Origin of the sequence: Amycolatopsis sp. WAC 01376 (assembly GCF_003947415.1) — a bacterium.
GTDB lineage: Bacteria > Actinomycetota > Actinomycetes > Mycobacteriales > Pseudonocardiaceae > Amycolatopsis.
Map to the genome: position 1 here is coordinate 493,923 of NZ_QHKL01000007.1, position 20,792 is coordinate 514,714.

Sequence of the window (20,792 nt, forward strand, 5' to 3'; positions counted from 1 at the left end):
CTGGACCGCAGGTATCGGTGTCGACAGGATCGATTCCATGACCGAATCGCTCTTCGGCTCCAACCTCGTCGCCATGGTCACCCCGATGGAACCCGGCGGCGCGCTCAGCGAACCCGGCCTCACCGGCCTGGTCGGCCACCTGCTCGCCACCGGCTGCGACGGCATCGTCGTCGGCGGGACCACCGGCGAAGCACCCACCCTCACCGACACCGAAGCCACCCGGCTCGTCCACACCGTGGCGACCCTCGCCGGAAACCGGGCACGCGTGATCGCCGGCGTCGGCACCTACGACACCACCGCCTGCATCCGCCGCGCGAAGGAAGCCGAGGCGGCCGGAGCCGACGCGCTCCTGCTCGTCTGCCCCTACTACTCCAAACCGACACAGGCCGGAATCGTGGCGCACTGCCGAACGGTGGCCGACGCCACCGACCTGCCCGTGATGCTCTACGACGTACCGGCCCGCACCGGAACCGCCCTGGAGGCGGCCACCCTGATCGAACTCGCCCGCCATCCCCGGATCCGGGCCGTGAAGGACGCCAAAGGCGACCTGTTCGAAGCGATGTCCGTCATGGCACGCAGCCCGCTGGCCTACTACTGCGGCATCGACGAACTCAACCTGCCCTACCTCGCCGCCGGAGCCACCGGCCTGGTCAGCGTCGTGGGCAACGTCGCCGCCGACCGCAACGCCGAACTCATCGGCGCCGTACGCGGGGGAGACCTCGACACCGCGCGGGCACTCAACGACGCGCTGCTTCCCTTGGCGGACGTGATCATGCGTACTTCGCAAGGAGCGATCATGGCCAAGGCGGCACTGGCCGACCTCGGCGTCATCCCGCACGCCACGGTCCGGCTCCCGCTGCTCGAATCACCGCCCGAGCACCTGCGGCGGCTTCGCGAGGCCGCTGGTCAAGCGGGGGTTGAGGTGGTGCCCGATTTGGGTGTTTTGCGAGGGGGTCGTGAGTGGCAATGAGGGTTAGAACGACCTTTGCCACTCACGACCCTTTGACAAAACCGCCCATTTCGTTACCAATCGGACATTCAGTCATCGAAACGTGTCCACACTGGACACAGGGGCGCGCCGGCTCCCGTCGGCCAGGGCAGCGGAGCGTGCTGCTGAGGTCGGGGTGCGTTCCGGCGACTTCCCTCACAGCGTCGAAACGTCCTGAACGACCCTTTCCTGACATCCCCCAGACGCGGCGAAGCCCCCGCGGAGGGAGGTCGCGGGGGCTTCGCCGATTCGTGGTGGGGCTAGCTACTTGTGCCGTGCGTCAGGCGGACCGGGTGGTCCTGCGTCCCTTCAGCTCGGCGAGACGTTCGTTGAGCAGATCTTCGAGCTCCGGGATCGAACGACGCTCCAGGAGCATGTCCCAGTGCGTCCTCGGGGGCTTGACCTTCTTCTGCTCCGGCTGCCCGCCGTCCACGATCTCGGACTCGCTGCCGTGCAGCCTGCACTCCCACACCGAGGGGATCTCGGCGTCGTCGGAGAAGGGCACCTCGAACTCGTGGTTCTTGGGGCAGGCGTAGCGCACGGTGCGGCGGGGCGCGAGGTCGTGGTTGCGGTCGGTCTCGTAGCTGACCGCTCCCAGCCGGCTTCCACGGAGAACACGGTCGGCCATGATGGGGGTCCTTTCAGTCAGCTCCGGGTGGAGCCAGGGTGATGCTCACCCTATGCAACGACAATGAGGGCCAGAGGATTCCCTGAACAGCATGTCCTTGCTCACGATGAGCTGTGTCACCCGGTGGCAACAGCTTCTCCTAGTAGGAGTGGTTTCGCGCTCTGGCGTGACGTCAATACGGCCATCTTGGTGCGGATATCCCCCAGATGGGCTAGTAGTACGCCTGTCACGTCAACCGTAACTGACCGTGTTGGGCCGAGGTCGGCCCCAGGTCGCCCAGTCGAAAGTGCCGACGGCACAATACCTGATAACGGACCGTGTTCGGTTCGCCCTCAGACGGTGATGCCGATGAAGTTTCAACGACCAACTGCTCGGTATCCGCCACCACGACGGTGTCCCCGGCCCGCAACACCTCGCCGTCGGACACCCTCGCGTTGAACCGCCCCGTCTGCCCGCACCAGCACAGCACCTCGACCTGAACGGGCTGCAACTCGTCCGCCAGCTCGAACAACCGCGCCGCCCCCGGGAACAACATGCTCCGGAAATCCGTCGCGATCCCGAAGCAGTACACGTCGATCTGGACGTCATCGGCCAGTTCAGCCAGCTGATCCACCTGATCGGGCGACAAGAACTGCGCCTCGTCGACGATCAAGTAGTCCACGTGCCGGCCAGCCGCCCACTGCTCACGCACCAGCAACCGCAGATCGGTCTCGTTCCCGACCTCGATCGCCTTGCGCGTCAACCCGATCCGGCTGGTGATCTGCGGTTCACCGGACCGGTCGTGGCGCACCAGCACCATCCCGCGACGACCCTGCCGCGCGTGGTTGTGGTCGATCTGCAACGCCAGCGTCGACTTCCCGCAGTCCATCGGCCCGTAACAGAACTTCAACTTCCCGACGACCGGCACACCCCGCCGTGAACCCGCCACCGGCACCGACGACAACGCGTCCGTGGGATCCGGGCCACTCTCCTTCAGTACGGTCACGACGCTCGACCCTATCGGCACGCTCCGCCGTCACAGCACCGCCGGTGGCCGGTTGCCCGCCGCCTCGATCGCACGGCGCACCGGCACCAGCCACACGAACACGAAACCGAGCACGAAGAAGATCACCAAAGCGATGATCGCCCACCGGAACGAACCGGTGATCTGCCCGACCGCGGCGAACAACAGGGGACCGAGCCACGACGTCCCGCGCTCACCCACCACGTACAGCGAAAAGTACTGCGCGTCCTTCCCCTCGGGGATCATCTGCCCGAACAACGACCGCGACAACGCGTTCGTTCCACCGAGCACCAGCCCGATCCCGACCGCCACCGCGTAGAACTGCAACGGCTGACCGGCCTCGATGAAGAACGCGAAGCACAACACGACCACCCAGGCCACCAGACTGCCCAGGATCGTCTTCTTCGCCCCGATCCGCGCCGCGATCGCACCGTGGATCATCGCCCCGGCGTACGCCAGGAACTGGATCACCAGGATCGTGACGATCAGCACCTGCGTGCTGTACTTCAGCTCGTCCTTGCCGTACTGCGCCGACACCGCCACCACCGTCGTGATCCCGTCGGTGAAGACCAGGTAGCTGCCGAGGAACGCCAGCGTCAGGGGATAGGCCCGCGCCTCCCTGATCGTCTGCTTCAGCTCCTTGAACCCGGCCGTCAGCACCGACAGCCCCCGCTCCGCGGACTTCGGCACATGAGTCCGGGGGAGTGCGCGCACCGCGGGGACCGTGAACACCGCCCACCAGATCCCCGACGTCAGGAAGCAGATCTGGATCGCCAGATGTTCGCTCACCCCGAAGAAGTCATGCCCCATGAAGAACCCCAGCTGCAGCGCCAGCGCCAGACCGCCGCCGAGATACCCGAACGCCCACCCCTTAGACGACACCGCGTCCCGCTCATCCGGCTCCGCGATGTCCACCAGGAACGAGTAATAGACGACCAGCGCACCGCCGTAACCGATGTTGGCCAGGATGAACGTCCAGACCCCGACCTCCCAGTTCGTCCCCGAGATGAAGAACATCAGCGCCGACGCCACCGCGCCAAGGAACGCGAACCCGCCGAGGATCCGCCGCTTGTGCCTGCTCCGGTCCGCGATCGCGCCGGCGATCGGCAGCACCAGCACCTGCGTCACCGTCGCGATCGACAGCAGATAGCCCCACAGCGAGCCCGCCGGGAAATACAGCCCGAACAACGAGACGTCGCAGTTCTGCAGCGTGCTCGAAGCTCCACTCGAATCGGTGCACGCCCTGTCCCCGTTAAGGGTGAAATTCGCCTTGGCGTCCGCGGACGCGATTTCGCTCAAATAGAGCGCTCCGAAGACGGTGATGACCGACGAATAGAACGGCGAATTGGCCCAGTCGTAGAGGTACCAAGCCCGCCACACCCGCTTGCGTTCACGGGTCACGGCCACCGTCATGCACTGCTCCTGAAGTCGAGAACGTCGAGGTCAGCGGGAGACTACTGGTCATCGAGCCCACCTGTCCGGCACAAGCCGGGACCGTGTTCGTTTCGACGCGAGACGAACCCTTCCCGGCAACCTCCACGACCATCGTCGGCGTGTCGCTGCCACGATCCTTGTGTGTTTCATGTGAGGCTGGAGTGCGAGCTGTGACTCTTGTGAAGCATGTGTCCTGTACTTACTGTTCCGCTCATGAGGACCCATCGCCTTCGCACAGCACACCGCGTAGTGGCGAGAACGCTCCTGCTCGCCCTCGCCGTCACGGGCCTGCAGATCGCCACCACCGGATCAGCCGCCGCGGACCCCCACGGCTCCCACTGGGCCAAGCTCCGCATGTGTGAATCGAGCGGCCGCTACAACATCAACACCGGCAACGGCTACTACGGCGCCTACCAGTTCGACCTGCCCACCTGGCGCAGCGTCGGCGGCCAAGGACGCCCCGACCAGGCCAGCCCCCGCGAACAGGACTACCGGGCCCTCTACCTGTACCGCATGCGCGGCTGGCAACCCTGGGAATGCGCCGGCAAACTCGGCTTCCGCAACGACGGCGACGGCCGCAGCAAACGCGTCCCGTCCTATGACGACTCCGCCTACATCGGCGGGGGAGGACAGCCCGCCCCGCCGCCTCCGCCCAAACCGAAGCCGACCCCGCCCGCTCCGCCCGGCGGCCCCCAACCCGCCTGGCCCGGCGTCGTCTACGCCTACGGAGACTGCGCCGCCCCGCTCAAGCAGTTCCAGCTCCGCATGAACGCCTTCGGCTACGGCTTCACCGGCACAGGCTGCTACTACGACAAAACCCGCGAAGCCGTCCTCGCCCTCCAGCGAGCCAACGGCATCAACGACTCGGGCCGCCTCGGACCCAAGACCTGGGACGCCGCCTGGAACGGCAAACCACCACGATGACCCCGCGTTTGGTCCTCTAAATGCGCTTGTCCGCGCATTTAGAGGACCAAACGCGGATCAGGAGGGCCAAGCGCCGCGTTCCCGAAGCACCTCACGCAGCAGATCCGGCCGGTCCGTCACGATCCCGTGCACCCCCAAATCCAGCAGCAGCCGCATCTCCGCCGGATCGTCCACCGTCCACGTGTGCACCTCGAAACCCCCACGCGTCGCCTGCCGCAGGAACGCCCGGTCCACCACCTTCAACCGCCCCTGCCGCACCGGCACCTGCGCCATCGCACCCCGCGACAACGCCCGCAGCGAGACCAGCGGCAAAAACCCGTTCGCCCACATCACCGCCACCGAACGCGGCCCCATCGCCGTCACCAGCTTCGGCCCCGCCAACCTCCGGATCCGCGCGAGCCGCGCGTCGGAGAACGACGCGGCCGCGACCCGCTCGTAGGCACCGGTCCGCTCGATCGCCCGTACGAAGGGCGCCACCGCCTCGTTCGACTTCACGTCGATATTGAACCGCGCCTCCGGCAACTCCTCGAGGACGTCCTCCAGCCGCGACAACGGCACGCGACCGCCGACCTTGACGTTCCGCAACTGCGCCCACGTCTGCCGGGAGATCAACCCCGCGCCATCGGTCGTCCGGTCCAGCGCGGCATCGTGATGCACGACCACCACACCGTCCGACGTCGCGTGCACATCCGTCTCGAGATAGCGATACCCCTCATTCACCGCCTGCTGGAACGCCGGCAGCGAGTTCTCCAGTCCGTCCAGGTCACCGAGATGCCAGCCCCGATGGGCGAAGGCACGCGGGAGCGGATCGGCGAGGTACGGAAACAAGGTCGGCACCCCACTAGTGTGCACTTCGGCCGTGGCCTCGGCATGATCGTCGGATGGCCAGCTAGGGTCTGATCCGTGAGGGAAGTCGCCGAACACCCGAAGACGTCCGCCGAAGAGGTGTCCGAGCTACGTCGCGCGGGAGCACCCAAACACTGCGGATGGTGCGGCCGACGGCTCGAACAAGGCGGCAACGTCGGCAGGCGCCGCCGCTACTGCGGGCAATCCTGCCGCCAGCGGGCCTACGAACGCCGCACCGCCCTCCAGCGCAGCGGTCTCCCCGAAGACGCCGTCGTCCTCTCCGACACCGAGATCGCCACCCTGCAGGACAGGCTCTTCCAACTACGCTGCGCCGCCGAAGACATCGTCACCGCGGCCGACGACGGCGCGTCCGTCGCCGAACTCCGCGGCCTCGCCGGCGAAATCGCCCAGGCCGCCAAAGACCTCGAACAGCTCCGCTGAGCTACACGATCCCGTCCAACGCCCGGTACGTCCGGTTGCTCGCGGCCGCCGCTCGCTGCTCACGACCGGTCGCCTCGATGTAGTTCTGGCTGGTCGCCAGGCTCGCGTGCCCCAGCAGCGCCATGATCTCCGACGCGGTCGCGCCGTCCTCGGCCAGCCGGGTGGCGAAGGTGTGCCGCAACGCGTGGAGATTCGCCCCGACCGGCACACGGTCGTGCAGGCCCGCCCACCGATAGCACGACTTGACCAGGTACTCGAGCGCGCCGCGGCCGATCGGCTCGCCGGCACGATCCCGGAGGAGGGGAGTGGAGGGCCCGAACCGCTGCTGCGGGAAGCGGCGGCGGCACGAAGCCAGGTACTCCTCGATGATCTTCTCCATGATCGGCTGCACCGGGATCGACCGGTCACGGCTGCCCTTACCGGTGACGTGCAACCGCATCTCGCCCTGACGACCGACCAGCGACCGCGCGGTCAGCGCCCGCATCTCCGCGGCACGCAGCCCGGCGACCAGCCCGAGCGCGATCACCAGCACGTCCCGCTCCGGCCACGGATCCCTCGTGCGGCGCGAACCGTCGGCGGCGGCCGCGAGCAACTGCTCCGGGGTTTCCTCGCCCCGCAACGGTTTCGGCGTCAACGGAGGTGCCTTCGGACGCGCGACCGCGCCCATGGGATTGCCCGCGAGCAGCCCGTCGGACACACAGAAGGTGAGGAACTGGTTCCAGGTCGACCACGCACGCAGCACCGAACTCTTCGCGTGAGTGTCCGCGAAGGCACCGAAGGCGTTGCGGAGCGCCTGAGCGGTGAGCATCTCGACGGTGAGTTCGTCGGGGGAGCGGCCGAGCTCGTGGAGCAGAAGAGCGGTGATGCCGGCGAGGTCGCGGCGGTAGGCGTCGGTGGTGTGAGGAGAATCCTTACGGGGACGACGTGCGGCGAAAAAGGCTTGCTGTGCCTCGGAAACCCTCATGAGCATCTTGTACCGCATGGCACCGACAGTCTTACACTGGGTTATATTCCGTTTCATGCATAATAGTGATTATGCATGAAACGGAGTGACGGGTCCGGAAGCCCCTCGCGGGGGATCTCGGTTCGCTCGCCGCTCCCTGGCGTCCCGCTCGGGACTTCCGCGGCCGGTTTCCGTCCGAAGTTCCTGTCGTGACACTTGGAGCTTCGGAGACCTCGACATGACCGCCGGGATGGCCAGATTGGCGAGATGAGCCCAGGTGGCGCCTCCATTGATCAACATCGACCCGAGACGTCCGAATTGATTCGTCACAGTGACGTATTGAGGCCGGGTGATCGGGCATCCGTTTTGCGTCCCCGGGGGTGCTCCGGGTCGCCTCGGAGGATCAAGGGCCACCTGGGTTCAGGGAGAGCCGAAGGGAGCCGTGCCCGCATCCGACGCGGCGAAGGGCCCTTTGCTACATGACATGTAGCAAAGGGCCCTTTCGGCTCCCGCCAGAGACCCCTCTCGACCCTTGTTCTCCAGGTCAGCCAAAGTGCCGATAATGTACATTATGTCAAGTAACTGCCGTCTGGCTGTCCGGAACCGCTAGCCCACCCCTGTCCTACGGCTTTACCGCGCACCCCACCACTGAGGTCGTCGCCCAGTCCGACCGAGCTTCGCCTTCGCGCTCGGCGGGCCACCAGTTCACCCGCAAGCGCCCTGAACTCGCTGCGCAACCCTGGATCCGCCGCGCCCCGACCTGTAAAGACCGCTCATCCTTCGGTGTTGTCACCGGCGACCCGTAAGTCTAGACTTACCGTTCGTGGAGACTTACCGAGTCACGGATGCCGCGTGGAACGCGTTCGGGGATCCGAGTCGGCGCGCGATCATCGAGTGCCTGGCCGAGCGGCCACGGTCCGTCCGTGAACTCGCCGACCAGCTCCCGATCAGCCGACCAGCGGTGTCCCAGCATCTCAAGGCCCTCAAAGGCGCAGGGTTGGTCACCGACCGCCCCGCCGGCACCAAGCGCATCTACCAGCTCAATGCGGCCACCATGGGCGCGTTACGCGATCAGCTCGACACTTTTTGGAGCCGCGCGCTGGCCGGCTACAAGGACGTCGTCGAACAACCCGAAGGAGATCAGCGATGACCCAGGCAACGAGCACGGTGGTCCGCAAGGAGGTCGTCGTGAACGCCCCGATCGAACGGGCCTTCACCGTTTTCACCGAGCGATTCGGCGACTTCAAGCCGCCCGAGCACAATCTGCTTCAGGTCGAGATCGTCGAGACGGTGTTCGAGCCCCACGTCGGTGGTCACATCTTCGACCGCGGGGTGGACGGCAGCGAGTGCCGCTGGGCCCGGATACTCGCCTACGATCCCCCGCGTCGCGTCGTCTTCAGCTGGGACATCAGCCCCCAATGGCAGATTGAATGCGACCCTGAGCACACAAGCGAGGTCGAGGTCCGCTTCATCGCCGAAGCCGCGCAGCGTACGCGCCTGGAGCTCGAACACCGCAAGCTGGATCGCCACGGACCGAGCTGGAAAGCCGTCAGTGACGGCGTCGGAGGCGACGCGGGCTGGCCGCTGTACCTCGCTCGCTACGCCCAGCTGCTGACCGGGAGCCGCTGATGGCGGCGTCGAGCACTGTCGGCGACACGATGCAGCCACCACGGGAACTGTTGCAGCGCAGGAGTGATGCGCTCGAACTGCTGCGTTCGGAAACCGCCGCGTGGTTGGCCACGGGCGATGCCGACGGTCCACACCTCGTCCCGCTCCTGTTCCACCACAACGGCGAGGTGCTCACGTTCGCGACCTTCGCGAACAGCCGGACGGTGACCAACGTGGCCGCCACCGCACGAGCACGAGCGGCCATCGGTCATCCCTACGACGTGGTCATGATCGACGGCACGATGAAAGTCATCGAACCCGACGCGATTGATCCGGCCGTCGCCGATGCGTTCGCTTCACTGCTGCGGGGCGGTCCTGACCCGCGGCATACACCCGGATTCGTCTACCTCCAGCTCACCCCGACCCGGTTGCAAGCATGGCGCTCCTTCGCCGAGCTCGGCGACAGAACCCTGATGCAGTCCGGTCAGTGGCTAGTCTGACCGCAAGGCGATCCGCTCTGGTAGACGAGACTGGTGACCACGCGTTCGCCTTGGCAGCCTGACGTCTACCTCGACCTAGCCCGCCGTGCTTGTTTCGTCTGCGAACTACTCGCCGGCAATCCCGACTATCCCCACCACATCGCCCACCGCGACGACCATGCCGTCGTCTTCGCCAGTCGTTTCCCGTCGGTGCTCGGGCACTTCCTCGTCGCTCCGGTCGAGCACCGAGAACACGTCGTCGCCGACTTCACCACCGACGAATACCTTGCCCTCCAGGCGGTCGTGCACCGCGCGGGCAGCGCACTCGCCGACCTGCTTCCCACTGAACGCCTCTATGTCCTGTCCCTCGGCAGCCAGCAAGCCAACCGGCACGTCCACTGGCATCTCGCTCCCCTGCCACCCGGCGTGCCCTACGACCAGCAGCAGACCGCCGTCTTCGAGCCGGGCCGCGGCTACCTCGACGTCCCCGACGACGAACTAGCCGAGCTTGCCCGTCGCCTCGGCGAACAGATGGCCATCTGACGCGCGTCGGTGTGGTTTGATGCCTCATGATTCCTACCGAAGCCGACCTTGCGGACGCGTTGACCACGGCCGCTCGTGCGGCGGTCACGGACCTGTTCCGTGACAACCCCGGCCACTCGTTCTACTACGTCACGCTGACCACGCCCGGCGAGGCGTTTGGTCCGGCGCTGTCGGCGTGGTCGCGTGAGGCGCTGGCACGGCGAGCGGACGCCGACGACGTCCGCTACTCCTACGCCGATTCGCCGTTTTCGATTGTGGGCGAGGAATACCTGAAGCCGGTCCGCGAGATGTTCGCTGCCCGGCCGGAGGTGTTCGACATCGCCGACGACGATGCGTCCGAAGCGGAGTTCGATCTCCGGCTTCGCGCGATGGAGACAGCGCTGCGCAGGTTGGATGATGAAGGGCTGTTCGGTGTCGGTGTGGCTCGAGCGGACGTGCTGGTTTTGGTCGAGGTCGTTCCTGACGACGAGGAAAACGTGGCCAGGGCTCGTCGGCTCAACCCGCCTGGTCCGGTGTTGGACGCTTGGCTGGCCTACTGGGCGCTTGCCTGATCACCAGTGTGAATACCTGACACAGGATGTCGTGTATCCGGTGGAATGCTCGCGGTTCAAACCGTCGCTGTTCACCTACACGAAGGACGTTCGAATTCAGATGGGGTCTCGACTCAATCCGTACATCAGGTACAACGGGAACGCGCGGCAGGCGATGGAGTTCTACCGGGAGGTACTCGGCGGCAAGCTGGAGATCGGCACGATCGCGGATTTCGGTGCGCCGGGCTCGCCCCATGCCGACAAGGTCATGCACGCGCAGCTCGACACCCCGCACGGATACACGCTGATGGCTTGTGACGTTGATGGTCAGGTCGAGGACGTGTCCCACTCCCCTGGCAACAACGTCGCGGTCTACCTCGGTGGCGACGGCGAACTCCGTGGCCATTTCGAGAAGTTGTCCGTCGGCGGCACCGTGACCATGCCTCTGGAGAAGCAGGTATGGGGTGACGAGGCCGGCGCGCTCGTGGACAAGTTCGGGATCAGCTGGATGGTCAACATCAGTCTGCGGCCGACCTGATCGATGGCCGTCCGGTGCTATTCCGCCTCGCGTGGCCCCAGCCGTCGGGTGATCCGGTCGAACAACTCCCCTAACGGCTCGCCGAGGTCCCGGCCGAAGTCGGTCAGTCCGTAGGTGACCTGGGGTGGTGTCGTGGGCTCGACCTTCCGCCAGATCAGGCCGTCTTGAACGAGTGCGCGCAGGGATTGGGCGAGCATCTTCTCGCTGATCCCCCGGATGCTTTCGCGTAGCTCGTAGAACCTGAGGTCGTTGGCCTGCAAGGAGATCAGTACCCAGATCCCCCATCGGCTGGTCACGTGGTCGACCACCTCGCGTGCCGGGCAGTCGGTGTGAAACACCTCATACCGCAGCTTGGTGTCGGCCGGTGTGAACTGCACGCCTCCTGTCATGGCAGGAGCTTACCTCAAGGTATGCCCTTACCAAAAGTAAGCCACTCTCCTAGCGTCGTGATCACAACAAGATCGGATGAAGGAGCTGTTCATGATCGTGGTGACCGGGGCTACGGGAAACATCGGCCGGCCGTTGACTCAGGCGTTGGTCGAAGCGGGTCAGCAGGTGACGGCGGTGTCGCGGCACACCGCCGAGGCACCGCCGGGCGGTCGGCATGTGGTGGCGGACCTTGCCGAACCTGCCGGGCTCGAGCAAGCGCTGGATGGGGCGAAGTCCTTGTTCCTGCTGCTTTCCGGCGACTTGCATGCCGCCGAGGCCAACCCTGCCGACATCGTCGGCCAGGCGGCGGCCGCCGGAGTTCGCAGGGTTGTCCTGCTCTCTTCGCAGGGTGTGGCGACCAGACCATTCGGTACGACGCGGATCGCGATGCGCGAACTGGAGGACGTGGTGCGGGACTCCGGTTTGGACTGGGCGATCTTGCGGCCGGGTGGTTTCGCCTCCAACGCCTTGTGGTGGGCGGAGTCGGTCCGTTCGCATCAGGTGGTCGCCGCGCCGTTCGGTGACACGGGGCTGCCGATCATCGACCCGGCGGATATCGCGGAGGTCGCCGCCGCTTGTCTGGTGGATGACCGGCATCTCGGTGGCGTGTACGAATTGACCGGCCCGGAGGTGATCTCGCCGCGCGAGCAGGCGGAGGTCCTCGCCGGCGCTCTGGGCAAGCCGGTGCGGTTTCAGGAGCTCACCCGTGAAGAGGCCAAGGCGGGTATGGCCCGGAGCATGCCGGCGGAGCTCGCGGACGACACGCTGGACATCATCGGTTCCCCGAGTGCGGCCGAGCTGCGGGTGAGCCCGGACGTGCGACGGGTGCTCGGCCGTGATCCGCGGTCGTTCGCCGACTGGACCACCCGGAACATCGCCGCGTTCCGCTGATGGCGTCGCGCTAAGGTCGTCCCCGGAAAGCCGAATCTGGGGGTTACCGCGATGTCCGAGAGCACCGCTGTGCGTGTCGATCCGTCCAACGAGCGGATGTTGAAGGCGTGGGACGGTGATGACGGCTCGCTCTGGGCGAAGCGCGCGCAACGGTTCAACGACGGCGTCGCCGCTTATCGCGACACGTTCTTCGCCGCGGCCGGTATCGGCCCTGCTGACAACGTTCTCGACGTCGGCTGCGGTGCGGGTCAGACGACGCGGGACGCGGCGCGGCTGGCGACTGCCGGCTCGGCGCTGGGTGTGGACCTCTCCAGTGAGATGCTCGGCGTCGCTCGCCGGCTCGCCGTGGAGGAAGGTCTTGCCAACGTTGCTTTCGAGCAGGTGGACGCGCAGGTCCATCCGTTCGCCGATGCGGGTTTCGATGTGGTGATCAGCAGGCATGGATCGATGTTCTTCGGTTCTCCTCTGGCCGCGTTCTCGAATCTGGCGAGGGCGACCCGGCCTGGTGGCCGTCTGGTCCTGCTGACGTGGCAGCCGTTCCGGCTCAACGAATGGATCACCACGTTCCGGACGATCTTCGCGGCCGGCGGTGAGGTGCCGTCTTCGGATCTCGCGCTCAGCGACCCCGTCGAGATCGGAAGGTTGCTGGCCTCCGCCGGGTACGCCGACGTGCGGTGCACCGCGGTGAACAAGCCGATGTACTTCGGTGAGGACGTCGATGACGCCGCCGAGTTCATCGTCGAGCAGCACGGCGGGCGGTTGACCGACCTGGATGAGACGACGCGCGCGGGAGCCGTCGAGGCGTTGCGGGCCGATCTCGCCGAGCACCAGGCCGACCGAGGCGTTTTCTACGGCTCGGCGGCCTGGCTCGTCGAGGCTCGGCGACCTTGACCTACTGCTTGCGGGCGATCAGGTAGGCCTGTGGGGTGCTCTCGAATTCCTCGGACGGTTCGCGGACGAGGGTGGAGAGCAGGCTGAACCCGGCCTCCCTCAGCTGCTCGGCGATCTTCTCCGGTGCCAGCCGGTACGCGTCACAGGAGATGTCGTGCCCGTACGCGTGCTCGATGTGGCGGATTTCGTCGCCTACCTGGAAGGCGACCAGCAGGTGGCCGCCGGTGGCGAGGATCCGGTGGAAGTCGGCGAAGATCTCCGGCAGGCGCTCCCGTGGTGTGTGGATGATCGAGTACCAGGCGACGACACCGGCCAGTGCACCGTCCTCAAAGGACAAACCGGGCATCTCCCCGGTCTGGAAGTCCAGGTGCGGATACGACTTCCGGGCGACGGCGACCATTTCCGGGGAGAGGTCGACGCCGTGGATGTCGAGGCCCAGTTCGTGGAGGTGCTGGGTGATGCGGCCGGGGCCGCAGCCGATTTCGGCGACGCGTCCGCCGCCGTCGGCCTTGACGAGTTCGGCGTACGCGCCGAGTACGGCGCGATCCCAGGTGGATCCGGCGAGGTGGTCGCGGAGGAGTTCGGCGTAGTCGGCCGCGACCGTGTCGTAGGCGGTGCGGGTGGTGTGGAGGTAGTCGGTCACGGCGGCGACCCTATCGCTTCGCCCCGACAACAATCGTCGCGTACAGCTCGTCGTCGGTGATCACCTCGGGGGTCAATCCGTTGTGCGCCATGGCTTCCGCGGTGTGCGTGGCCTGGCTTTCGCCGGTTTCGATCAGCAGGTGCCCGCCTGGTGCGAGCCATTGTGGAGCTTCGGCGGCGACGCGGCGGTGGACGTCGACGCCGTCGTGCCCGCCGTCGAGTGCGACGCGGGGTTCGTGGTCGCGGGCTTCGGGTGGCATCAAAGCGATGGCGTCGGTGGGGACGTATGGGGCGTTGACGACCAAGATTCCGACGCGGCCTCGTAGCGACGCGGGCAGCGGTGTGTAGAGGTCGCCTTCGAAGACCTCTCCCCCGGCTTCGGCGATGTTGGTGCGGGCGCAGCGGACGGCGGCGGGTTCGATGTCGGCCGCGTAGAGGCGGATTTCGCCGAGTTCGGCGGCGATGGCGGCGCCGAGTGCGCCGGTGCCGCAGCAGAGGTCGAGGACGACCGCTCCTGGTCCGGCGAGGGTGACGGCGTGGCGGACGAGGAGTTCGGATCGTTGGCGTGGCACGAAGACGCCGGGTTCGACGGCGATGCGGAGGCCGTGGAATCCGGCCCAGCCGAGGATGACTTCGAGTGGTTCGCCGTCGACGCGGCGTTGGACCATGGTGTCGAGTTCGGCCGGGGTGCGGGCCTCTTCGGTGAGGAGGCGGGCTTCGTCTTCGGCGAAGACGCATCCGGCTTTCCGAAGCTTCTCGATGACGGTCACTTGTCGCGCAGTCTGGTGAGGATGCCGTCGAGGGCGTGCCGGACGGTGTCGGGGACGCCGTTGGTGCGCAGGTCGGTGAGGAATTGCTCGTTGAGCCCGCCGGGGGTCATGTGTTTGCCGGTGAGAGTTTCGAGGTCGCCGCTCTGCTGGAGCAGCGAGTGGCCGAGCTGGCCGAAGATGTGGCTGGTGAAGGCGGTCGCCGTGGTGTCCTCGATGCCCTGGTCGGTCATCCAGGCGGCGATGGTGCCGAGGTAGTCGAGGTGAGCGGCGAAGGTGGCCGTGGCGCCGCTGAAGACGTCGAGGTCCTTCTCCGCCGCGGGGACGACACTGCCACCGATGCTGTCGAAGAGCGCCCGTGCCCGGGGGTTGTCGGGGTACATCGCGGTGAGGCTTTGGCGGCGGGCGGCCGGGGGTAGCGGGATGCTCCGGACGACTTCGCCCGCGGGGGCGGCCCAGTCGCGCAGCCGGTCGAGGGGGACGCCGGCGAGTGCGCTGATCAGGACATGGCCGGGCTGGAAGGTGAGGTCTCGGAGGACTTGTTCGGCGATCGGCGGGCGTACGGCGAGGACGATCGTCGTGGCGCTGTCGACGACGTCTTGGTTGCTGTCGCGGACTTCGACGTTGGCGAAGCGGGCCGAGAGTTCTTGGCCGACGCTGCGGCTGCGGGGTGAGAGGAAGATCGAAGGCGGGTCGGCGATGTCTTTGCTGAGGCCTTCGACGATGGCGGCGGTGATCTCGCCCGCGCCGATGAATCCGTAGTCCATGGTCAGGCTCCCTTGTGACCGTCGACGCGTTCGCGGATGAGGTCGGCGTGGCCGTTGTGGCGGGCGTACTCGCCGATCATGTGGACGTAGAGCATGCGGAGCGAGAACGGGTTCCCGCCGACGTCGAAGGTGTCGTCGAGGGAGCCTTCGGCGGCGGCTTCGTCGGCCAGGCGGATCTCGTCGAGGAGGATGTCGTACGCCTCTTCGGCTTTGGCGGCGTCGAGGGCTTCGAAGTCGTGGTCCTTGCCGAGGGCGGGGTCGTAGAGGGGTTCGATGTCCTGTGCGGCGTAGCGCAGGCGGAACCAGATGCGTTCGACCTTGGCGAGGTGGCGGATGAGGCCGAGGAGGGTGAGGTTGGACGGCGGGACCGACGCCGTGGCGAGTTGTTCTCCGGTGAGGCCGGCGAGTTTGTGGAGGAAGGTGCCGCGGTGCCAGGCCAGCAGGGAGGGCAGGAGGACTCGCTCGTCGGCGGCGGTGTCGCCGGACGGACGGGTGACCTCGGGGGCGGTCCATGTCATAGCGGCGATCATGCCATCGGGTGACGTGGGGTTCGTGGCGCGCCTGCTGAGGTGAGCGGCGTCACGTGGAGGTCGCTGAATCCTTTTGCGAGGGTCGCGGCTCTTGTAGGGGCCGGGACAAGCTCGGCGCGGGAGGAGGTTGTCGTGGAGGCCGAGTGGCCGAGGGAGTCCTTGATCGTGGCGGCACAGGGTGGGGACGAGTCCGCCATCGCCGCCTTGGTCTCGGGTTCCCATCCGCATGTGCAGCGTTTCGCGCGGTCGTTGTGCGCTTCGCCGGAGGATGCGGAGGATTCGGCGCAGGAGGCGCTGATCATCCTGTATCGCAAGATCGGCACGCTGCGGGCCACCGGTGCGCTCGCGTCGTGGATGTACCGGATCGTGCGCAACGAGTGTCTCCGCCGGGCTCGCCGGGCGTTGCGCGGTGACGATCTGGCGGGTTCCGTCGCGATGGTCTCGGCGGAGGACGACGCGTTGGATCGGCTGGAGGCGCAGCGGGTGGCCGCGGCGATCGCCGGGTTGCCCGCCGATCAGCGTCGCGTCCTGATCATGCGGGACATCCAGGGCCATCCGGGCCGGGCGGTCGCGGACGCGCTCGGGTTGAGCACGGCCGCGATGAAGTCCCGGCTGCACCGTGCGCGGGCGACGGTCCGTTCGGTTCTCGACAACCCCGTTTCCTGACCTTCTTTGAGGAGTTTTCATGCTCGAAATCGGTTCTGTGGCCCCTGACCTCGCCTTGGAGGACACCACCGGGCAGGTTGTCCGGCTTTCGGAGTTCCGCGGCAAGGAGAACGTGCTGCTGTACTTCATGCGCTCGACCACTTGTCCGGTGTGCAACGGCCATGTGAAGGACCTCGTGGGGCGGGCCGCCGACTTCGCGGCCGCCGATGTGCGTGTCTTGATCGCCGTCCCGGAGGGTCGGGAGGAGGCCAAGGCGTGGCGGGCGAAGCGGGGGTTGTCGCTGCGGGTGGTCACCGGCCGGGGTGCCACACCGCATGAGGCCTTCGGGCTGTCGAAGAAGATGCTGCAGCAGTCGGGCAGCGTGCTGATCGACCGGGACGGCAAGGTTCGTCATGCGCATGCGGCGACGATGCCCATCAGCGCTTATGACAAGAAGGGCATCGCCAAGGCCGTCGACGAGCTGGCCAAGGTACATTGACTGAAGGTGTGAATCGGTGCTTCACTTCTTGAGTGCCGTATCGCCGTACACCGAAGGTCCAGGAGCGACTGGACGCCCAGCGCGACGCCGTCCTCGCCGCCGCCATGGAGCAGCTGGCCGAGCGTGGGTACGCGGGCTGCTCCGTGTCGGCGGTCGCGGAACGGGCGGGGGTGGCGGTCGGCAGCGTGTACCGCCACTTCCCCACCAAGGCCGCGCTGGTCGTGGAGTTGTTCCGGAAGGTCGTCACGCGTGAGGTCGAGGCCGTGCGCGCGGTGTCGGAGCGGCCCGGCACACCGGCGGAGCGGGTCGTGGCGGTTTTCGACACCTTCGCGAGCCGCGCGCTGAAGACGCCGCGGATGGCGTACGCGCTGCTGGCCGAGCCTGTCGACGCGCCGATCGAGGCCGAGCGGCTGGTGTTCCGGCGCGCGTTCCGCGATGTGGTGGCCCAGCACGTCGCCGATGGCGTCCGGTCCGGGGTGCTCCCGGCTCAGGACGCGGAGGTCACCGCGGCGGCGCTCGTCGGGGCGGCGGCCGAGGTGCTGATCGGCCCGTTGACCACCGGCAGTGCGGACGAGGTGTCCGGGCTGCGCACATTCGTCCTGCGTTCTTTGGGAGGTTCCGATGCCGGTCACTCATGAGGTCACCAACCAGGTGCCGCCGCTGGCGGAGTACGACGTCGCCGCGGATCCGGCTCTGCTGGAGGGTTTGGAGCGGGCGGGCGCCGGCTGGGCGGTGGCGGAGGTGCACGCCCTCGGCAGGCTGGCCGGGAGCGAGCAGGCCCAGGAGTGGGGCAGGCTGGTCAACGAGAACGAGCCGGTGCTGCGGACGCACGACCGGGTCGGGAACCGGATCGACGAGGTCGAGTTCCATCCGTACTGGCACGAGTTGATGGACGTCGCGGTGTCCTACGGGCTGCACGCGGCCCCGTGGCGGGATTCCCGGCCGGGTGCGCACGCGGCGCGGGCGGCGAAGATGTACGTCTGGGGTCAGGTCGACGCGGGGCATACGTGCCCGATTTCGATGACGTACGCGGCAGTTCCGGCGTTGCGGTTCAATCCTGAGCTGTCCGAGCGGTACGAGCCGTTGCTGGCGTCGACGGAGTACGACTTCGGGCTGCGTGAGCCGAGCACGAAACGCGGGCTGATCGCCGGGATGTCGATGACGGAGAAGCAGGGCGGTTCGGACGTCCGGGCGAACACGACGACGGCGCGGCCACTGGGTGACGGCAGCTATGTGATCGTCGGGCACAAGTGGTTCACCTCGGCGCCGATGTCGGACATGTTCCTGACGCTGGCCCAGGCACCGGGCGGGCTGTCGTGTTTCCTTCTCCCCCGCATCCTGCCGGACGGCTCGCGCAACGGGATCCGCTTGCAGCGACTGAAGGACAAGCTGGGCAACCGATCGAACGCGTCATCGGAGATCGAGTACGACGACGCGATCGGCTGGCTGGTCGGCGAGGAGGGCCGCGGCGTGCGCACCATCATCGAGATGGTGAACAACACCCGGCTGGACTGCGCGGTCGGGAGCGCGTCAGGGATGCGCTACGGCGCCGTGCGGGCCATCCACCACGCGCGTCATCGTCAAGCGTTCGGGGCGAACCTGGTTGATCAGCCGCTGATGGGCAACGTGCTGGCGGACCTCGTCGTGGAGTCCGAGGCGGCGACGACGGTCGGGATGCGGCTGGCGGCCGCGACCGACCGGCCGGACGACGAGCAGGAGCAGGCGTTCCGCAGGCTGGGGCTGGCGGTGACGAAGTACTGGGTGTGCAAACGCGGTCCGTCGCATGCGGTGGAGGCGTTGGAATGCCTGGGCGGGAACGGGTACGTCGAGGAATCGGGGATGCCGCGGCTCTACCGCGAGGCTCCGCTCATGTCGATCTGGGAGGGGTCGGGCAACGTCGCGGCGCTGGACACGTTGCGGGCGATGGCGAAGCAGCCGGAATCGGTGGCGGCGTACTTCGCGGAGGTCGAGCAGGCCTCCGGCGCCGACGCGCGGCTGGACGACGCGGTGGGCAGGCTGCGCAAGGAGCTGTCCGACCTGTCGGACATCGAGTACCGGGCGCGGCGGCTGGTCGAGTCGATGGCGTTGATCCTTCAGGGGTCGCTGCTGGTGCGGCACGGGACGCCGGCGGTGGCCGACGCGTTCTGCGCCTCGCGGCTGGGCGGCGACTGGGGTGTCGCGTTCGGGACACTTCCGTCCGGAGTGGACACCAAGGCGATCATCGCCCGCGCCGAGGTCTGAGCGGCTGAGAGCGGAGAGGTCCGTGAGGGCCTCCTTCCCTACCCTGACGGTAGGGAAGGAGGCCCTCACGGACTGGGGAAGGGGCCCTTCACACGCCACTGATATGGCTGCTGGTGCCTGTGGGGCGAACGTGGCGGTCATCAAGTCCGTGAAGGCCTCCTTGAGGGACTCTGGGTCCCTCAAGGAGGCCTTCACGGACCGGGCTTGGCATCAACCCGCAGCCGGAGCCTTCACTACTCGCCGAGGTTCCGGACTCTCGGTGCCCGCATGACCACGTGCTGCACCGGTCCGGTCGGTTCGGCCGGTCGGACCGGCGCCGAGCACTGCGAACAGCCGCAGGATTGCGGAATTCGGGTGCATCCATACGCTCGCTCGTCGGCTACGTTCGCAGGTCATGGTCGATCGCCGAAGATGCCTGTTCCTGGTCCCCGTGGTGCTGCTCGCCTCCGGTTGCGCGACGGCCGAGCCGACGCCGATCTTCGCCGCGGCGAGTTCGAACCCTCCCGCCGGGAGCGGGCCGATGATGGAGGCGGCGGCTCCGTCCGGCACGCCGTTCGTCGCGGCGGACGGGCGGGAGCTGAAGGCCTGCTCCGACGGGGAGTGCGAGGTCCTGGTGAAGACCGGTGACCAGATCCCCAACGACGGCGGCGCCGGTCCGCTTTCGGTCGCGGTCCAGGCCGGAAAAGTGGGTCTGGCCCCCGCATCCGGCGGGATGGGCGGGGCGGTGTCCGGACCCGCGGGGATGGTCCATCAGATCAACCGTCAGGTGATCGCCGTCGTCGCGGTGCAGGGTGGCGAGGGGATCATCCGGCTCAGCAAGAGGTGACGGGCTCTTCGAGCGCGCGACGAAGGGCGGCCGCACGCTCGGCATCGTGATGCTCGACGACGGTCAGGTAGTGCCGAACCAGGGCCTGCCGAGACCGTTCGAGTTCCGTCAAGCCGACCGACGTCGCCCGGCCGGCACTCAACGCCGCCAGCGCATGGGCGGGCAAGCGGTCGACCTCACGGCCATGCCAGGGATTCAAGCCGTACCGCAGGCACAACAAGGTGATGATCTGGTCGCGAAGCTCGTCGAGCATCATGACGGCTTGCCACGATCGCCCGCGGGCGATCGCCGAGCGGGCGTGGATCGCATAGAGCCAGGCCATACCGATCGTCTGCGCACTGCTGGGACCTGGCGAACTCGTCGGCTCGTTGGCCCGGCCGAAGACGAGCCGGAAGCCGTCCTCGGTGGCGCGGAACTGATCGCGGGGCCAGAACGACAGGTCCACCTGCAGCGACGAGTCGAGCAGGAACACCCGATAGCGCACGCCCTCGCGCGAGATCACGTCGAGAGTGTCGGCGACCCCGAACCTGTCGTCGAGCAATCGAGTCCACCGCGCGACGACCGCGGGCTCGTCCACGTCGTCGGCGAGCTGGAGGACGAGATCGAGGTCCGACCAGCGATCCTCGACGCCGCGAGCGGTCGATCCGACAAGAGCGGCGCCGACGATGTCCACGTCACGGCGGGCCGCGGCGATGAGTTCGTCACGCACTCGGGCGCGTTCCTCGACGTCGAACACCAGTCCTCCTGTACCTACTAGTA

General features: G+C 67.3%; 27 protein-coding genes. 16 read left to right on the forward strand and 11 right to left on the reverse strand.

Annotated elements, in window-relative coordinates; translation table 11 throughout:
• Positions 1–37 precede the first annotated feature (37 nt).
• A complete protein-coding gene (gene dapA / locus DMH03_RS32750) occupies positions 38–970 on the forward strand; it encodes a 4-hydroxy-tetrahydrodipicolinate synthase (RefSeq protein ID WP_233611762.1) in 933 nt (310 codons plus the stop codon).
• A gap of 298 nt (positions 971–1,268) precedes the next feature.
• Here dapA and DMH03_RS32755 read toward each other — a convergent pair whose 3' ends face one another.
• From DMH03_RS32755 to DMH03_RS32765, 3 genes are all read right to left on the reverse strand, one after another.
• On the reverse strand, positions 1,269–1,616 hold the full coding sequence (locus DMH03_RS32755) for an RNA polymerase-binding protein RbpA (protein ID WP_005151365.1): 348 nt from the start codon (positions 1,614–1,616) through the stop codon (positions 1,269–1,271).
• Positions 1,617–1,842: 226 nt separating this feature from the next.
• Positions 1,843–2,601: a thymidine kinase gene (locus tag DMH03_RS32760; protein WP_125795835.1), complete on the reverse strand. Its 759-nt coding sequence runs from the start codon at positions 2,599–2,601 to the stop codon at positions 1,843–1,845.
• A 30-nt stretch (positions 2,602–2,631) separates the two neighbouring features.
• Positions 2,632–4,032, reverse strand: coding sequence for an MFS transporter (locus DMH03_RS32765; RefSeq protein WP_125795836.1), 1,401 nt, complete (start codon positions 4,030–4,032; stop codon positions 2,632–2,634).
• A gap of 270 nt (positions 4,033–4,302) precedes the next feature.
• Here DMH03_RS32765 and DMH03_RS32770 point away from each other — a divergent pair, with 270 nt between their 5' ends.
• On the forward strand, positions 4,303–4,977 hold the full coding sequence (locus DMH03_RS32770; RefSeq protein WP_199746717.1) for a transglycosylase family protein: 675 nt from the start codon (positions 4,303–4,305) through the stop codon (positions 4,975–4,977).
• 57 nt (positions 4,978–5,034) lie between these two features.
• Here the strand turns inward: DMH03_RS32770 and DMH03_RS32775 are convergent, their stop codons facing one another.
• Positions 5,035–5,814 (reverse strand): glycerophosphodiester phosphodiesterase, encoded by a 780-nt coding sequence (locus DMH03_RS32775; protein ID WP_125795838.1) that lies wholly within the window; start codon positions 5,812–5,814, stop codon positions 5,035–5,037.
• Between the two features lie 66 nt (positions 5,815–5,880).
• On the opposite strand from DMH03_RS32775, the gene DMH03_RS32780 reads away from it, so the two are divergent.
• The gene (locus DMH03_RS32780; protein ID WP_125795839.1) at positions 5,881–6,264 is read left to right on the forward strand and encodes a hypothetical protein; all 384 of its coding nucleotides are present in this window, start codon (positions 5,881–5,883) and stop codon (positions 6,262–6,264) included.
• A 1-nt stretch (position 6,265) separates the two neighbouring features.
• On the opposite strand, the gene DMH03_RS32785 is transcribed toward DMH03_RS32780, so the two are convergent.
• A complete protein-coding gene (locus DMH03_RS32785; RefSeq protein WP_125795840.1) occupies positions 6,266–7,246 on the reverse strand; it encodes a tyrosine-type recombinase/integrase in 981 nt (326 codons plus the stop codon).
• A gap of 784 nt (positions 7,247–8,030) precedes the next feature.
• Here DMH03_RS32785 and DMH03_RS32790 point away from each other — a divergent pair.
• The 6 genes from DMH03_RS32790 to DMH03_RS32815 all read left to right on the forward strand — a co-directional run bounded on the left by DMH03_RS32790 (position 8,031) and on the right by DMH03_RS32815 (position 10,905).
• Positions 8,031–8,357: a helix-turn-helix transcriptional regulator gene (locus tag DMH03_RS32790; RefSeq protein WP_125795841.1), complete on the forward strand. Its 327-nt coding sequence runs from the start codon at positions 8,031–8,033 to the stop codon at positions 8,355–8,357.
• Positions 8,354–8,836 carry an SRPBCC family protein gene (locus DMH03_RS32795; protein ID WP_125795842.1) on the forward strand — a complete coding sequence of 161 codons (483 nt, stop codon included), beginning with the start codon at positions 8,354–8,356 and terminating at the stop codon, positions 8,834–8,836. Before DMH03_RS32790 ends, DMH03_RS32795 begins: the two co-directional genes overlap by 4 nt.
• Positions 8,836–9,315 carry a pyridoxamine 5'-phosphate oxidase family protein gene (locus tag DMH03_RS32800; protein WP_125795843.1) on the forward strand — a complete coding sequence of 160 codons (480 nt, stop codon included), beginning with the start codon at positions 8,836–8,838 and terminating at the stop codon, positions 9,313–9,315. Before DMH03_RS32795 ends, DMH03_RS32800 begins: the two co-directional genes overlap by 1 nt.
• Before the next feature lie 33 nt (positions 9,316–9,348).
• Positions 9,349–9,837 carry an HIT family protein gene (locus DMH03_RS32805; protein WP_125795844.1) on the forward strand — a complete coding sequence of 163 codons (489 nt, stop codon included), beginning with the start codon at positions 9,349–9,351 and terminating at the stop codon, positions 9,835–9,837.
• A 59-nt stretch (positions 9,838–9,896) separates the two neighbouring features.
• Positions 9,897–10,388, forward strand: coding sequence for a DUF4303 domain-containing protein (locus DMH03_RS32810; protein ID WP_199749113.1), 492 nt, complete (start codon positions 9,897–9,899; stop codon positions 10,386–10,388).
• Positions 10,389–10,488: 100 nt separating this feature from the next.
• Positions 10,489–10,905, forward strand: a complete 417-nt coding sequence (locus DMH03_RS32815; protein WP_125795846.1) for a VOC family protein — start codon at positions 10,489–10,491, stop codon at positions 10,903–10,905.
• A gap of 17 nt (positions 10,906–10,922) precedes the next feature.
• Here the strand turns inward: DMH03_RS32815 and DMH03_RS32820 are convergent, their stop codons facing one another.
• Entirely contained in the window at positions 10,923–11,294 is a 372-nt protein-coding gene (locus DMH03_RS32820) for a helix-turn-helix domain-containing protein (protein ID WP_125795847.1), read from the reverse strand.
• A 91-nt stretch (positions 11,295–11,385) separates the two neighbouring features.
• Between DMH03_RS32820 and DMH03_RS32825 the strand changes: the two genes are divergently transcribed.
• Both DMH03_RS32825 and DMH03_RS32830 read left to right on the forward strand, forming a co-directional pair.
• On the forward strand, positions 11,386–12,225 hold the full coding sequence (locus tag DMH03_RS32825) for an NAD(P)H-binding protein (RefSeq protein WP_125795848.1): 840 nt from the start codon (positions 11,386–11,388) through the stop codon (positions 12,223–12,225).
• A 51-nt stretch (positions 12,226–12,276) separates the two neighbouring features.
• On the forward strand, positions 12,277–13,116 hold the full coding sequence (locus DMH03_RS32830; protein ID WP_125795849.1) for a class I SAM-dependent methyltransferase: 840 nt from the start codon (positions 12,277–12,279) through the stop codon (positions 13,114–13,116).
• A 1-nt stretch (position 13,117) separates the two neighbouring features.
• Here DMH03_RS32830 and DMH03_RS32835 read toward each other — a convergent pair whose 3' ends face one another.
• Genes DMH03_RS32835 through DMH03_RS32850 form a run of 4 tightly spaced genes read right to left on the reverse strand, consistent with a single transcriptional unit; the run spans position 13,118 to position 15,810 of the window.
• The gene (locus tag DMH03_RS32835; protein ID WP_125795850.1) at positions 13,118–13,759 is read right to left on the reverse strand and encodes a class I SAM-dependent methyltransferase; all 642 of its coding nucleotides are present in this window, start codon (positions 13,757–13,759) and stop codon (positions 13,118–13,120) included.
• A gap of 10 nt (positions 13,760–13,769) precedes the next feature.
• The gene (locus DMH03_RS32840) at positions 13,770–14,528 is read right to left on the reverse strand and encodes a putative protein N(5)-glutamine methyltransferase (RefSeq protein WP_125795851.1); all 759 of its coding nucleotides are present in this window, start codon (positions 14,526–14,528) and stop codon (positions 13,770–13,772) included.
• Positions 14,525–15,292, reverse strand: a complete 768-nt coding sequence (locus DMH03_RS32845) for an NAD(P)-binding domain-containing protein (RefSeq protein WP_125795852.1) — start codon at positions 15,290–15,292, stop codon at positions 14,525–14,527. Before DMH03_RS32845 ends, DMH03_RS32840 begins: the two co-directional genes overlap by 4 nt.
• 2 nt (positions 15,293–15,294) lie before the next feature.
• Positions 15,295–15,810 (reverse strand): DinB family protein, encoded by a 516-nt coding sequence (locus DMH03_RS32850; RefSeq protein ID WP_233611763.1) that lies wholly within the window; start codon positions 15,808–15,810, stop codon positions 15,295–15,297.
• A 144-nt stretch (positions 15,811–15,954) separates the two neighbouring features.
• Between DMH03_RS32850 and DMH03_RS32855 the strand changes: the two genes are divergently transcribed.
• The 5 genes from DMH03_RS32855 (at position 15,955) to DMH03_RS32875 (ending at position 20,033) form a co-directional block, all read left to right on the forward strand.
• Positions 15,955–16,488, forward strand: a complete 534-nt coding sequence (locus DMH03_RS32855; protein ID WP_125795854.1) for an RNA polymerase sigma factor — start codon at positions 15,955–15,957, stop codon at positions 16,486–16,488.
• A 19-nt stretch (positions 16,489–16,507) separates the two neighbouring features.
• A complete protein-coding gene (locus tag DMH03_RS32860) occupies positions 16,508–16,966 on the forward strand; it encodes a peroxiredoxin (RefSeq protein ID WP_125795855.1) in 459 nt (152 codons plus the stop codon).
• 32 nt (positions 16,967–16,998) lie between these two features.
• On the forward strand, positions 16,999–17,604 hold the full coding sequence (locus DMH03_RS32865; protein WP_076167033.1) for a TetR/AcrR family transcriptional regulator: 606 nt from the start codon (positions 16,999–17,001) through the stop codon (positions 17,602–17,604).
• Positions 17,588–19,207, forward strand: a complete 1,620-nt coding sequence (locus DMH03_RS32870) for an acyl-CoA dehydrogenase family protein (RefSeq protein WP_125795856.1) — start codon at positions 17,588–17,590, stop codon at positions 19,205–19,207. The genes DMH03_RS32865 and DMH03_RS32870 overlap by 17 nt, the downstream gene beginning before the upstream one ends.
• A gap of 394 nt (positions 19,208–19,601) precedes the next feature.
• The gene (locus DMH03_RS32875) at positions 19,602–20,033 is read left to right on the forward strand and encodes a hypothetical protein (RefSeq protein WP_125795857.1); all 432 of its coding nucleotides are present in this window, start codon (positions 19,602–19,604) and stop codon (positions 20,031–20,033) included.
• Here the strand turns inward: DMH03_RS32875 and DMH03_RS32880 are convergent.
• Positions 20,020–20,769: a nucleotidyltransferase domain-containing protein gene (locus DMH03_RS32880; RefSeq protein WP_233611764.1), complete on the reverse strand. Its 750-nt coding sequence runs from the start codon at positions 20,767–20,769 to the stop codon at positions 20,020–20,022. The two genes, DMH03_RS32875 and DMH03_RS32880, sit on opposite strands and share 14 nt — an antisense overlap.
• Positions 20,770–20,792: the final 23 nt, after the last annotated feature.